The 15,360-nt window shown below is 39.2% G+C and carries 7 protein-coding genes; 4 read left to right on the top strand and 3 right to left on the bottom strand.

Going from position 1 to position 15,360, the window contains the following annotated elements:
• The first annotated feature begins 36 nt into the window (after positions 1 to 36).
• From recG to BCL90_RS13175, 4 genes are all read left to right on the top strand, one after another.
• Complete coding sequence (gene recG / locus BCL90_RS13190; RefSeq protein ID WP_121284414.1) at positions 37 to 2,142, top strand: ATP-dependent DNA helicase RecG; 2,106 nt, start codon at positions 37 to 39, stop codon at positions 2,140 to 2,142.
• Positions 2,143 to 2,604: 462 nt separating this feature from the next.
• Positions 2,605 to 5,877: a SusC/RagA family TonB-linked outer membrane protein gene (locus tag BCL90_RS13185; protein WP_208529778.1), complete on the top strand. Its 3,273-nt coding sequence runs from the start codon at positions 2,605 to 2,607 to the stop codon at positions 5,875 to 5,877.
• Between the two features lie 35 nt (positions 5,878 to 5,912).
• Positions 5,913 to 7,787 carry a RagB/SusD family nutrient uptake outer membrane protein gene (locus tag BCL90_RS13180; RefSeq protein WP_121284412.1) on the top strand — a complete coding sequence of 625 codons (1,875 nt, stop codon included), beginning with the start codon at positions 5,913 to 5,915 and terminating at the stop codon, positions 7,785 to 7,787.
• A 239-nt stretch (positions 7,788 to 8,026) separates the two neighbouring features.
• On the top strand, positions 8,027 to 9,313 hold the full coding sequence (locus tag BCL90_RS13175) for an MFS transporter (protein WP_121284411.1): 1,287 nt from the start codon (positions 8,027 to 8,029) through the stop codon (positions 9,311 to 9,313).
• Positions 9,314 to 9,916: 603 nt separating this feature from the next.
• Here BCL90_RS13175 and BCL90_RS13165 read toward each other — a convergent pair.
• The 3 genes from BCL90_RS13165 to BCL90_RS13155 all read right to left on the bottom strand — a co-directional run bounded on the left by BCL90_RS13165 (position 9,917) and on the right by BCL90_RS13155 (position 15,214).
• Entirely contained in the window at positions 9,917 to 10,132 is a 216-nt protein-coding gene (locus tag BCL90_RS13165) for a PLDc N-terminal domain-containing protein (protein WP_121284409.1), read from the bottom strand.
• An 18-nt stretch (positions 10,133 to 10,150) separates the two neighbouring features.
• A complete protein-coding gene (locus BCL90_RS13160; protein WP_121284408.1) occupies positions 10,151 to 11,902 on the bottom strand; it encodes an ABC transporter ATP-binding protein in 1,752 nt (583 codons plus the stop codon).
• Between the two features lie 102 nt (positions 11,903 to 12,004).
• Entirely contained in the window at positions 12,005 to 15,214 is a 3,210-nt protein-coding gene (locus BCL90_RS13155) for a TonB-dependent receptor (RefSeq protein WP_121284407.1), read from the bottom strand.
• Between the last annotated feature and the right edge of the window lie 146 nt (positions 15,215 to 15,360).

The following is a 15,360-nucleotide window of genomic DNA, read 5'->3' as shown; positions in this document are numbered from 1 at the left end:
CTAAAAAATGTTGTTTACAAGAAATAGTAGAATATTTTGTTTAATTCGGTATTAGATACACCTGTTGAGTTTTTGAAAGGCGTTGGGCCAAGCCGTGCCGATGTTTTGAAGAAGGATCTCGGCTTATTCACTTATCAGGATATGCTTGCGCACTATCCCTTCAGGTATATAGACCGTACAAAATATTTTAAGATCAATCAGATCAATCCCGATTCGCAGTATATCCAGATTATCGGGCGTGTAATCAGTAAAAAAGTAATAGGCGATAAAAGAGCTAAACGCATTATTGCTGTTTTTAAAGATGAAACGGGAATCATGGAATTAGTTTGGTTCCAGAGCCTAAAATGGGTTGACGATAATATTACCGTGGGCACAGCTTACGTTGCCTTTGGGAAACCAAGCATTTTTAACGGAACATTCAGCATTTCCCATCCTGAAATGGAGCTGTATCAGCGCAAACAGGTGGGAAGAGGAAATTTAACCTTGCAGCCGGTTTATAACTCAACAGAGAAGCTTAAAAAGTTTAATCTCGATTCAAAGGGTCTGCAGCGTTTAATCGCTGGCCTGTTAGATCAGATTATTCCGCAAGTGCCCGAAAATTTACCACAATACATCATCGATAAATATCAGCTGCCAGATAAAAGGACGGCTTTGCTGAACATTCATTTTCCTAAAAATCAAAAGGACTTAAACGCTGCTGAAAGACGGTTAAAGTTTGAGGAGCTGTTTTTTATTCAGCTGCAGCTTCTGCATAATAAACACTTGCGTCAATTAAAATTTAAGGGTGCAACCTTCGATAAAGTTGGTGAAAAGGTGAACCGTTTTTATAAGGAATTTTTGCCGTTTGAGTTAACCAATGCTCAGAAACGTGTAGTTAAGGAAATCAGGATTGATACACAACGCGGTGTGCAAATGAACAGGCTTGTTCAGGGAGACGTAGGGAGTGGTAAAACCGCTGTTGCGTTGATGAGCATGCTGCTGGCAAATGATAACGGCTATCAGGCTTGTATGATGGCTCCGACCGAAATTTTGGCCCGTCAACACTACGCCTCTATTACCGACCTTGTATCGGGAGACCTGGTGCGTGTTGCTATCCTTACCGGAAATACTAAGAAAAAGGAGCGTACTATTTTGCACGCGCAACTGGAGAATGGAGAAATCGATATTTTGATTGGAACGCATGCATTGATTGAAGATAAGGTTCAGTTTAAAAATTTAGGGCTGGTTGTGATTGATGAACAACACCGTTTTGGTGTGGAACAACGTGCTAAGCTTTGGCGGAAAAATATTATCCCTCCTCATATCCTTGTGATGACGGCTACACCAATTCCGCGTACTTTGGCAATGACCCTATATGGTGATCTTGATGTTTCTATTATTGATGAATTACCTGCTGGCAGAAAACCCATCGAAACAAAGCACCTTTTTGAAGGCCAGCGACTTAGGATGTTTGGTTTTATGAAGCAGGAAATTGCTAAAGGAAGGCAGGTTTATATTGTTTATCCTTTGATTAAGGAAAGCGAGAAATTAGATCTTTTACATCTCGAAGCTGGAATTGAGCAGCTGAGTTACCAATTTCCCCGACCCGATTACCAGATCAGTATTGTGCATGGACAAATGCCAAATGCAGATAAACAGTTCGAAATGCAACAGTTTATTGATGGTAAAAGTCAAATTATGGTGGCTACAACTGTAATTGAAGTAGGTGTTAATGTACCTAATGCTTCTGTAATGGTGATTGAAAATGCTGAACGGTTTGGTCTTTCACAGCTTCACCAGTTGCGTGGCAGGGTTGGCCGTGGGGCAGAACAATCTTTTTGTATCTTAATGAGTGGGAACAAACTCAGTAAGGAAGGCAAGATCCGTTTAGAAACGATGGTACGGACCAACAACGGGTTCGAAATATCGGAAATAGATCTGCAGCTTCGTGGTCCTGGTGATATTACCGGTACGCAGCAAAGTGGTGTGTTGGATCTAAAACTTGCAGATCTGGCTAAAGATCAGATAATTTTATCCGAAGCACGGAATACAGTTATTGAACTTTTCTCGGAAGATCCCCAATTAGAAAAACCTGAAAATGCTATTATAAAGGCATATCTGCAAAAGCTGGAAAGAGGAATTTCTTTTGATAAGATAAGCTAATTTGTATTGAGTTTAATTTTCTAATATTATAATTTTCTTTTCTCTCCTTTTTGCAATAAAATTCGCTATTGTATTATTTGTTTTACTTGTCGTAGTTTTGTAATAGTTTTTTTACGATTCAGCCCCTTATAATTATTATTTTACCCCCTTTTTTAAATTCCTAATATTCCTATCTTGCGTCTAACCAATTATGAACTGTTTAATTGACAAGTCTAAGTCAGGCGTACCTTATTCAGTAGTTTTATTTCGTCATAATTAGTTGTGTCTCAGATAAGGGGATTCATAATGGTTTACCGTGATTTATTGACTATCTATCAGAAGGCAAGAGTTCTATAGAGAAATTGATGTAGATAATTAATTCAATAAATCAAGTTATAATAATGCAAATACTGACAGTTCATGATTACTCATGAATATTAAATTGTATTACAATCAATATCTAACCAAAATAAATTGAAAACTATGAAAAAAAATCTATTGAGGACTTTTGCCAGAAGTAGCATGTTTCTTGTTTGCGGTGGTTGTCTGGTCTTTTCTCCACTTGCCAGCATGTCTGCCGAAACATCATTGCATGAAAAGGAACCCTTTGATTTTTACAAAATACCCCTCAAGGATATTATTGTGAAGGGGAAGGTTACAGATGCCAAAGGCCCAATTCCAGGGGTAAGCGTGAAGTTGAAGGGAGGCACAGCAACAGCGGTAACCGACGGCTCCGGAAATTTTAGCATTAAAGTGCCAGAAGATGCAACGCTGGTATTTACCTACGTAGGTTACGTAGATCAGGAGGTTCAGGTAAAAAACCAAACCAACATTAATGTACGGTTATCAGAGAATAACCAAAACTTATCTGAAGTAGTAGTAGTAGGATACGGAACCCAAAAAAAGGCGGTTGTATCTGGTGCGGTTGCTTCGGTTAAAGGTACTGAACTCGCTAAATCCTCATCGGTAAACTTAACCAATTCACTAGCCGGGCGCTTACCTGGTGTAACGGCTTTACAGGGGAGTGGAGAGCCAGGTTACGACGGTTCTACCATCAGAATCCGGGGGACAAACTCGCTCGGAAACAATAATGCACTAATTGTAATTGATGGTATCCCTAACCGTGCGGGAGGTATAGAAAGGTTAAATCCAAACGATATTGAAAGTGTATCGGTATTAAAGGATGCATCTGCTGCTATTTACGGTTCGCAAGCGGCGAATGGGGTAATCTTAATTACCACCAAATTGGGTAAATCAGGAAAGCCACAGTTTTCATACGACTTTAGTTATGGTTTACAACAACCTACACGTATACCGAAAATGGCTAATTCAGTACAATATGCCGAAATTCTGAATGAGCTGAATATTTTTGGTTCCGATATTAATCCAAATGAATGGTCGGCGGCATGGAACAGTTTTAAATCTACCGGTTCTTATACTTCTACAACTGGAAAAACAATTAACGCCGCTTATAAAGCTGATGAGATCAGGAAGTTTGGCGATGGTTCAGATCCGCTAAGATACCCTAATACTGATTGGTTTAAAACGACTTTTCAAAACTGGTCGCCTCAGCAAAGGCATAATGTTCAGATTAACGGTGGCAGTGAAAATGTAAAGTACCTGGTTTCGTTGGGCTATCTGAATCAGGACGGATATTATAAAAATTCTGCCACAGGTTACAAACAGTACGATATGCGGTTTAATCTCGAAGCAAAGTTGAGTAAATATATTACCACAACTTTAGGAGTATCGGCCAGAGAAGAAGATCGTAATTTCCCAACAGTTGGAGCCAGTGATATCTTCAGGTTTTTAATGAGGGGACGTCCAAATGAAATTGCGGTATGGCCAGATGGCAAGCCCGGAAAGGATATTGAATATGGTTATAACCCGGTAGTATCCACTACAGATTTAACGGGAACTAATAAAGATGTTAGAGATTACTTTCAAACTACCGGTAAAGTAGAAATTAAAATTCCTGGCGTGGAAGGATTAAAGGTAACAGGTATAGCTGCAATAGATAAATATTCTGGCAGACAGAAAAACTGGCAATTACCCTGGACACTTTACGATTGGGATAAAAAAACGTTTCAGGCCGATGGTGTAACGCCAGTATTAACAGGTACGGTAAGGTCGCAATATACCGATCCCAGGTTAAGGGAAACTGCTGGTGGGCAATTGGCGATCAACCTGACGGGAATGATTAATTATGATAAAAAAATTGGTGATCATACGATTGGTTTGATGGCTGGGGTAACCCGCGAAAAAGTTGATAATGATGGTTTTACGGCTTTCAGAAGATATTTTATTTCACAATCTGTTCAGGAATTATTGGCTGGTGATGAACGCGAGCAATCATTAGGTAATAATCCAGGCGATCCAAACAACTTATTCAAGAGGGCACGTTTAAGTTATTTTGGAAGGGCAGGATATAATTATAAGGAAAAATACCTTGCCGAATTTTTGTGGCGGGTAGATGGTTCTTACATCTTCCCAACCGATAGGCGTTTTGGTTTCTTTCCAGGCGTATCAGTTGGCTGGCGCTTATCAGAAGAGCCTTTCTTCAAGGAAAATGTTAAGTTCGTAAACAATTTAAAACTTAGGGCATCGTATGGTCAGATGGGAGCTGAGGCATATTTCGGAGATGCGCTGCAAGAATACCAATACCTCAGTTTAATGAATTTTGGAACCTATACGTTTAACGATCTTGTTACTAAAACGTTAACAGAAGGCAAAGTGCCTAATTTCAACTTTGGATGGGAAGTAGCCAATAATACCAACGTAGGTTTGGATGCATCCTTTCTAAATAACAAATTATCACTTGAATTAGATTATTTCTATAATAAACGTACAAACATTCTAATTAGCAGAGGTAGTTCAGTGCCTGAAAGCTCGGGCATTACCGATCGTTTGCCACCTGTAAATCTGGGAAAGGTAAACAACAAAGGTTTTGAATTTAAATTAAGCTACAATGACCAGGTTGGTGATTTAAACTTTGGAGTGAGTGTAAACGGGGGCTATGCGAAAAATAAAATCATTTTTTGGGATGAAACCCCTGGTGCTCCTGAATGGCAGTACTCAACTGGCCGCATAACCAATTCGTGGTTGGTATACGATTATGATGGTGTTTTTAAAGATCAGGCAGAAATTAATGCCAATACATTAAATTATGGTGCGCTAACCAGCACCTTACGTCCTGGTGATATGAAGTTTAAGGATATTAATGGTGATGGCAGAATCAATGCCGATGATAAAATCCGCCTGGATAAAAACGGCACACCAACTTTTACCGGAGGTTTTAATTTAAACCTGCAATATAAAGGGTTCGATTTGTCAGTACTCGTGCAGGGCGCAACCGGAGGAATGCAAATTGTAGGTATAACCGAATCTGGTGATATTGGTAATTTCCTGGAGTGGTCATACTTAAACCGTTGGAGCATTGATAATCCAAGCTCAGTAAATCCGCGTTTATCAAACCGTGGAGCTACCTATTATACTGATAGCAACAATGCATTAAACAATACTTATTGGTTGCGGAGCAATAATTACCTCAGGCTTAAAAATGTAGAGTTAGGCTATACCTTGCCAAATACCCTGGTAGAAAAAGCAGGACTGAATAGCGTAAGGGTTTATGCGAACGGATTAAACCTGGCTACGCTGGATAAAATCAAGATATGGGATCCCGAATCACCAAATGCGAGTGGCCAATATTATCCACAGGCCAGGGTAATCAATTTTGGTATTAAAGCCGCTTTTTAAAAGTGTAATCAAGTTTAACCGTTACAATCAAGAATATGAAAGCAATAAATAAAAATATAAAGCTCTATATATTAATTTTCACTACCATTTTTACAGCATCCTGTAAAAAAGATTTTTTAAATGTAGAATCACCTGGCCAGGTGCCGGCAGAATCAGTATGGAAAGATCCGGCAACCGCACAAGCCTTCGTTAATGATATCTATAACGGATTGGGTATTGGAGGTTTCTCTGAACAAATGCTAGCTTCTGTTTCAGATGAAGCCCTGTTTACCCACCCAACCCGCGGTATAGATCTGGTTAATAATGCTACCATTAATCCTTCTACATTAGGTTGGGTAGACGATACCTGGGCATATAAACAAATGTATAACCGCATCAGGGCATGTAATATTACCATCGAAAAAATAACCAGTGGCGATAATGGTTTGAGCAGCCAATCGTTAAAAGATCAGTTATTGGGCGAAGCGTATTTTTTAAGGGCTTATTTCTATCAGCAGTTATTACGCTTTTATGGCGCTGTACCCCTTATTACAAAAGTTTATGTGTTAGATGATAACTATAACGTAAAAAGAAATACGTACGAAGAATGTGTAAATTTTATTGTTAAAGATTGCGATGAAGCCAGCAGGTTGTTAACAGGTAAAACGTTAGATAAAGGGCGTACTACTGTAACTGCTGCATTGGCCTTAAAATCAAGGGTATTAATTTATGCTGCAAGCGACCTGCATGACAGGGCAAAACTTACTTCGAAAATTACAGGAATTGCTGCCCAAAAATTAGATTTTTTAAGTTATGCAAGTGGCAGCCAGGCCGATCGTTACCGATTGGCACAAACAGCTGCGAAAGCCGTGATGGATCTGGGTACAGGTTATAAATTAAATCTTTCTGCGCCCGCTACAGTAACAGATGGCCAGTTAAATTATAAAAGTATTGCCATGGGCGGAGCTAGTAAAGCACCGGGTATAGATGCTACTGCGTCATCAGAACTTATTTTTGCCCGTTATTTTATCATCCAGAACAATATTAAACATGCACAGCAGAATGGTCCGAATGGTTACCATAATTGGGCGGGAAATACACCTATTGGTTTGTTGGTTGATGATTATGAGATGAAAGATGGCAGTAAATTTAGCTGGACAAATACCACGCAGAAAGCTAATCCTTATCAGGATAGAGACCCTCGTTTTTATGCCACCATTTTATACGATGGTGCAGGTTGGAAACCGCGTGATAAAGCTTCGGGTGATGTTGATCCGGCTAGCCAAATCCAAACCGGTATTTATGATTTAATGGATAACTCTGGCAGAATTGACTTTAAAGGTTTAGATACACGTGCGAGTTCTATTGAAAACTGGAATGGCAGCTGGACTGGATACTATTACCATAAATTTATCGATCCGGATCCAACTATTGTTGATGCTTCTATGTCGCAGAATGTACCGTGGCCGTTTTTTAGGTATACTGAAGCGGTTTTTAATTATATCGAAGCGAGCATAGAACTTGGAGAATTAAGTAATGCTACCACCTGGTTAAACAAAATCCGTTTCAGAGCAGGTATGCCAGCTGTAACCGCTACAGATCAGGATGGACTTAGAGAAGCTTACCGTCACGAACGCCGTATCGAAATGGCTTACGAAGAACAACGTTATCATGATACCCGGAGGTGGTTAATTGCAGCTGAAACATTGGGCAGAAAAACCACTTATATTAAGGTTACCGGTAAATTCAAACCTGGCAAAACCATGTCGGCCCCTTATCATTATGATAATACCGTTTATGATTATACTTATACTCCAGTTGTAGAAAATGCACAGGAAAATAGGAGTTGGAACGATAAACTTTATTTCAGGCCATTTAGCCGAGATGAAGTAAACAAGAATAATTTGCTCGAGCAAAACCCGGGATACTAAACGTATCATTTAAATTTTAACCCGATGGATAGTATAAGGCTATTCATCGGGTTTTTTGCTTCAGTAAGTTGCTGAAATGAAGGTTTGTCAATAGGAAAAGGGTAGATGTTTAGTTTATATACTCACCGAATAACGAGCTCTTTACTTTATCAACTATATGCATAAATAATCCATCTTAAGCATTTATCTATTACTATTATTCATTTTCAAAGCTTAATTTTGCAGATAAATTCTTTTCAGTGTCAGATTCAAATTCCGTAATTGTTAAACAAGATCCATTCGCTGCCTTGCGGTACAAAGAATTCCGTTCTTACATCGGACTGAGATTTTTCTTTACTTTTGCCTATCAAATGCAAGCTATTGTACTTGGTATCTACATTTATCATTTAACTAAGGATCCCCTTGCACTAGGATTAATTGGACTTTGCGAAGCCATTCCGGCAATAACAATTGCACTCTATGGTGGTTATATCGCAGATAAAAGTGAAAAAAGAGGATTATTACTAAAAATATTCTCTGTTGTGTTTTTATGCTCGGTAACTATGCTGATCGTAACAAGCATTTACATGAAGCCTTATCTGTCTAACGATTGGATTGTAAAAATTCTATATGGTATGGTTTTTTGCATTGGTCTGGCAAGAGGTTTTTTCGGCCCCGCAAACTTCTCTTTGCAGGCTTCTATTGTTCCCAAAGAGATATATCCAAATGCAAGTACGTGGAGTAGTTCCAGCTGGCAAATGGCATCAATATTAGGTCCTGCAGCAGGAGGTTTAATCTATGGTTTTTTTGGGATTACAGTAACCTATATTGTGATTATTTCATTTATATTTATTTCATTAATCTGTATCTTTTTTCTAAAAGTGCATCCGCCTAAATTTCTTCCTAAAATGAGTATTGGGCAAAGCTTAACAGAAGGGATACAATTTGTGTTTAAAACCAAAATGATGGTTTGGGCGATGAGCCTGGATCTGTTTTCTGTGTTTTTCGGGGGGGCTGTAGCTCTTCTGCCTGTTTTCGCTAATGATATTTTAAAAGTGGGACCCGAGGGATTAGGTTTTATGCGTGCTGCGGCCTCAACAGGCTCTGTGATTACCATGTTGGCAATGACCCGTTTTTCGCCGATGGGAAAGCCCTGGAGAAACCTGCTTATTGCTGTTACCGGATTTGGTGTAAGTATTATTTGCTACGGGTTGTCTAAGAGTTTCTATTTAACACTATTTTTCTTGTTTCTGGAAGGATCATTCGACAGTGTGAGTGTGATCATCCGCCAAACCATCATGCAATTGCTTACGCCTGATGAGATGCGTGGGAGAGTATCAGCTGTAAATAGCATGTTTATAGGTTCGTCAAATGAAATTGGCGCCTTTGAATCTGGTTTGACCGCTAAATTAATGCGAACTGTTCCTGCAGTCGTTTTTGGTGGAAGTATGACCATTGGAATCGCATTTATTACCTGGTTAAAAACGAAGTCGTTAACCAGGCTGAGTTTGCAGGATATTAATGAACAAACCACTAAGGCTGTTTAGTTACTAAAAGAGTTGTCAACTTTAATAGCCTTTTGCTGAAAAGTTGACAACTCTGAAATTCATGTTTTAATTACCGATAAATTCTATTTTTATTGCAAATAATTTGGGCATGCCCCAAGCTGCGCAAGGGTCGGGCTATCCGTTTCAATCTTTTTTGAAGAAAAATCAAAAAAGGATTTCCACTGCTATCCCTCATGCAAAACCCATAGCAGTTAAAAAAGCGTCAGTTATACATTTGCCCTGGCCACCTAAACCCGATGGCACGGATGCCGGTAAAGTATATTGTTTTTATCAATGATATCGGCAGGAGGAACAGCGGGACTGAACCAAACCGAAGAACTACTGGAATTGCTTTCCAAAAAATAGACCTATTCTACTAACAGCATTTTAATTTTTTGTGCAGAAATTAAAATGGTCCGTGAGGACACGAACCATGGCGATAGAAATAAATTCAGGATGACGATTCCCGGTGTAGCGTTGTCAACTTTAATAGCCAGTTTGCTAGAAAGTTAAAAACTCTAGAATTTAAATATTTATTGTGTCTTTGTTTCTTGGTGGTGAAAAGCAAAAAATGGCCCGTGAAGGCACGGGCCATGGCTAAAATTAAAATTTTTTATTCTTACCCCAGATCAAATAAATAATCGAGCCCAGAAATGGGGCGAAAAGGATAATGATAAACCAGAGTACTTTTACCGTAAAACCCATGCTGCTGTTTCTCGATATATGGTACAATGCGGCTAATATTAAAGCCAGCCATAATATGGCTGCTATAACAATGATAATTGCGATGTGATTGCTCTCTACTTGTGCCAGTAACATGATTAAGAATATTGTTCCTTAAGCTTCAACAATCCTTTCGCCAATTTGTTGGCGCCACATGGCCTGATATAAGCCATTTTGTGCAATTAGTTCTTCATGTTTTCCCTGCTCAATAATGTGGCCTTTCTCTAATACATAAATTTTATCGGCATGCTTGATGGTAGATAACCGGTGCGCAATTAAAATGGTAATGTGATCGGTTAAATTTGAAACCGAACGAATGGTTTTGGTGATCTCCTCTTCTGTAATTGAATCAAGCGAAGATGTTGCTTCATCAAAAACCAAAATATCAGGTTGGCGTAATAATGCCCTGGCGATTGATAAGCGTTGCTTTTCTCCTCCCGATACCTTCACGCCACCTTCACCAATCAGTGAATCCAGACCCTTATCTGCCCTTGCCAATAAAGTTTGACAAGCAGCCTGGTTTAATACTTTATAACATTCCTCATCTGTAGCTTTAGGGTTTACAAACAACAGGTTTTCCCTTATCGTTCCCGAAAACAGCTGTGTATCTTGTGTAACAAAACCAATTTTTTCGCGTAAGGCATCTAAATCAATTGCGTTGCTGGAAATGCCATTGTATAAAATCTCACCCTCTTTTGCCGGATATAAGCCAACTAGTAGTTTTACTAAAGTTGTTTTTCCAGAACCGGAAGGACCGACAAAGGCAATGGTTTGACCGTTATGGGTTTTGAAAGAAATGTTTTCCAGGGCATTACGGTTGGCGGTTTGATGTTTAAAGCCAACTTCGTTAAAGGTTAAATCTTTAATTTTTTGAATTGAGGTTGGGTTCTCTGGTTTCTTATCAATTGGTGTACTCAGTATCTTTTTAAAGTTCCCTAAAGAAACTTCCGCTTCACGCCAGGCTAAAATTACATTTCCGAGTTCCTGCAATGGTCCGAAAAGGAAAAAGGAATAAAAAAGGAAAGTTAAATACTGCCCCGCTGTGATGGAATTATCAAAAATAAGCAATAGCAAAACCAAAATCATGGTACTCCGGACCAGGTTGACCGTGGTACCCTGAACAAAACTCATACTCCGAACATACTTTACCTTTTTGAGTTCGAGGCCTAAAATTTTATAAGTGGTTTTGTTTAATCTTTCAATTTCCTGGTTGGCCAGTCCCAGACTTTTTACCAGTTCAATATTTCTTAATGATTCTGTAGTAGAACCCGCCAAAGCAGTTGTTTCACCAACGATAGAACGTTGAATGGTTTTAATTTTCCGACTCAAAAACCAACTGACAAAACTGATGATTGGAATGGCTGTAAAATAAACCAAAGTAACCTTATAACTTATAGAAATGGAATAAACGATTACGAAGATCATTCCGATTAAGCTTACAAATAAGATGCTGATAAATGCGGTGATGAATTTTTCTGAGTCTAAGCGTACCTTTTGTAAAATACCCAAAGTTTCACCACTGCGCTGATCTTCGAAAACCTGGTAGGGTAATTTCAAAGAATGCTGTAAACCATCGGCATACATTTTGGCACCTACTTTTTGTACGATTACACTCGTAAAGTAATCCTGAAAATTCTTGGCTATTCGTGAAACCATGGCTGCACCAATGGCCAAGCCAATTAAACCCAGTGAGCCCCAAAGATACTGGGCATAGGTTAATTTGTCTTTTTGATTGATGAAACGGTCTAAAATTCTTCCGGTAATATATGGATCTAAAAGTGAAAAGCCAATATTGAAACCTGCAAGCAATAACGCCAGAACCACAATCCACTTGTAGTTTTTCAGGTAGTCTAATAATAATCCCATTAAAGTTTTGTTGTTTTAAATGCAAACATAAAAAAAGGGAACGGATAAAAATCCATTCCCTTTTTTTATGACTTTAAGCTAAGATACTTAGCTAACGTTTGTTTAAAATCCGTAACGTAAACCGATTTGGAACTGGTAAGGATTACCCGATGGGGTTACAATACCGGCATTGTTTACATTGTAATTAAATTTCTGGTTGGTGGCATCAAACGCCGGGTTTTGCAATGCATATAAAGCCTGCGAACCCAACGACTCGTTAACACCCCATGTTTTTTTGAAGATGTTGCCTACGTTGAACGCATCAACAGATAATTCAATCGTGTGGGTTTTGTACAGCTTGAATTTTTTGGTTACCCTAACATCAACAATACCGTAAAATCCATTAATACCACCATTACGCTGTGCAATCTGACCTGAGTATTTATTGATATAATCTTTCAAACTCTGGCTGGCCAAAGGATTATCCAAGATATTCTGTAAACCGTTACGCACGTTTGTGGCAACATTTGGGTTGTTCCTGTCGAAAATGAATGCCAGATCATTCGTGCCAACGAAATCACCATTGGTATTGGCGCCCGATAGTAAGCTGTAACGTGTTCCACCGATACCAGAGTAGCGTACACCGATGTTAAAACCTGCTAAACTTGGTGATGTTGCATAAAAAACAACTTTGTTTCTGAACTGATTATCAGAATAAGTCATGTTGCTTAAATTACGTGGATCATCTTTTATCGGTAATGATAAAGTTGATGTATTGGCCACGTTTCCGTTAAATGAAGTATTATCTTTTGTATCGTTGTATGTATAACTTACCGTAACCTCGCCATCTCTGAAATACTGCCAGGTAGCATCAAGCACAACCGCAAACTGGTTTACCTTACCATCACTGTTCATTTCTAATACACGGCCAATTTTATCGCTGATACGTCCTTTTTGCCAATCTGCTGCACCATTGGTAAGTGGGATACTTGCTAGAGGAACATATACTCCACGGTTGTCTTCATTCGATAACCTGAAATATGGATTAGCAACCATGTTGCGGTCTACATATACATAGTTGTTCCTGCCTAAAGTTGCATAACCTGCAATACCTACCCTTAATTTAGGAGTAAAGAAGTGACTATAAGACAAGTTTGATTTATAAACAACCGGCACTTTAGCATTTTCGCCGTAGGTGTTGATGGTTGCAAGCTGATATTGACTTAATGTTGGCGCGCTTGAAGGATCGTTTCTGTAACCTGTTAAATAGGCTGTAGGGATGCCAAGACGTGTATCAACCGTTCCGTAATGTTTACCATCAAAAGTTAAGTTGTTAATGGTGACATAGTTATTGATGTCAGAGGCAAATATACCTGCTCCAAAACGGACAAAGTCTGTTCTTTGTTCATTGATATCCCAGGTAAACTGTGCACGGGGCTGGATAACGAACGATTTTAGTTTATTATCGGTACGTACACCCAATTGATCAAATACCAGTTGATTTAATGGTGAGGAAGGATAATGCGCATAATCTAAACGGATACCAGCGGTTAAATCTAAACCTTTGGCCAGTTTAGTCTGCATCTGTGCATAAATACCGGCATTGATAATGTTCGAACGCACACTCGGATCGGCCATTAAAGGCACTTCCCTGAAATAACGGTAAGCGGTTCCATTCTCGTAATTATCAAAGTTAGGTACTTTAGTGGTTACTACAGGTGTTACACCGGGAGCGCTGGTAACTACATCTTTTGTACCTGCCTGAACATGGAAACGGCCATTCACCTCACTACCATACAATGATTTAGCATGGGTGTACATAAAATCGACACCAAAAGTATATTTTACCTTGTCGGTATTATAATAAAGGTTATCTACAAATTGCAATACGTTATTGGTAAAACCTTCCTGTGCAAAACGATGACCACCCATTTCGATATTGGTTGCCCTGTTTGTGCCGTTGATTACAGAAGTTACGCCTTCTACGATTACACGTGGAATATTCGATGAAGGCAATTGATCACCAGGAGAACTTTTTTGGTAAGTGTATAAATGCTGAACCTTTAATTCGTTTGTTAATTTCGAACTGATTGAGGTACGTAAAGTAGCCAACAAACTGTTATCAACATTTTTATCGTTACCGGTAGATTCATATAAATTGATGGCCGTATTATCTTCCAGGCCTAAATTATTACGGTCGTTGGTATAATTATCGCGGATGGTTAATAAGTTTTTTTCATTAATCTGCCAGTCTAAACGAGCGAAACCTGCGTCCGATCCTCTTTGTTTAGGGAATGAACCATACTGTTGCGAGTTTGCAACGCCGTATTTAGAGCGGGCAACGTCAACAAAGTAATCAAGTGTAGAACGGTTAATATTGTAACGCAACTCATCTGCCGGAGATTGAACATCTGCAATTAACAACGGGCGAGCATCTCGTTGATGATCCCAAGCCACAAAAAAGTGTAATTTATCCTTAATAATTGGTCCGCCCAATGAGAAACCGTACTGGTAGGTAGAAAAATCTGCCTGACGTTTATTTCCCCTTATATCGTATCCGCTTGATAACCAATCGGCACGGCCATAGGTAAAAGCGCTTCCGCTTAATGTATTGGTACCTTGTTTGGTTACCGCACTTACCGTACCACCGCCGCTACGTCCGTAAGTAACATCATATTGATTGGTTACTACTTTAAATTCGCGTACAGCTTCGATCGAAATAGAATATGGTGCACCGCTGCGGCTGGTTGTACTTCCTGCCGATGTTGGGTTTTTTGCATTCATACCATCAATGGTGTAGTTGGTAGAAGAACCCAGCTGGCCAGAGATGTTACCGCCTCTGCTTAATGGAGATAAGTCCATTAATGAGGTAAAGTTACGTCCATTAACAGGCAACTGCGTAATTGCTTTTGCTGAAATGGCTGTAGCTGCGCCGATGTTCTCGATTTTGTTTTTTAAGGTTGTGCCTACCACTTGCACGGCTTCTAAATCCTGAGAAGCCTCTTGCATATTGATGGCCACTTTTACCGCATCGCCTTGATTTAAGTAATAACCTGTTCTGGTTTGCTCTCCAAAACCCACATAAATGGCTTTTACAGAATAAGGACCGCCCAACGGAAGCTCCTTAAAAGTATACTCTCCTTGTGCATTTGTAGAGGTTTTAGTGGTAAAACCGGTTGAGTTGTTCCGGATCTGGATGGAAACGCCTGGAATGGGTTTCTTTTGTTCATCCGTTACAATGCCCGAGATTGATGCCTGTGTTGTTTGTGCCATTACCGAATTAGTGGCATAGCATAAAAACAGTATCACTGCAATTAGTAAATTTTTAATCATGATCAGTTTTTTGATTTGTTATCTGACCGCAAAGGTGTTATTGTAATGTTAAGCTGGTGGCGATTTTATGTTATGAAATAGTTTAGAAATGCGGTCAATGTTAAGAAAACAGTATCAGCGGCATTTGAATAGTTGTTCGTACGTTT

This window comes from Pedobacter alluvionis (assembly GCF_003664035.1).
Taxonomy (GTDB): Bacteria; Bacteroidota; Bacteroidia; order Sphingobacteriales; family Sphingobacteriaceae; genus Pedobacter; species Pedobacter alluvionis.
This window is presented reverse-complemented; position numbering and strand designations above follow the sequence as displayed.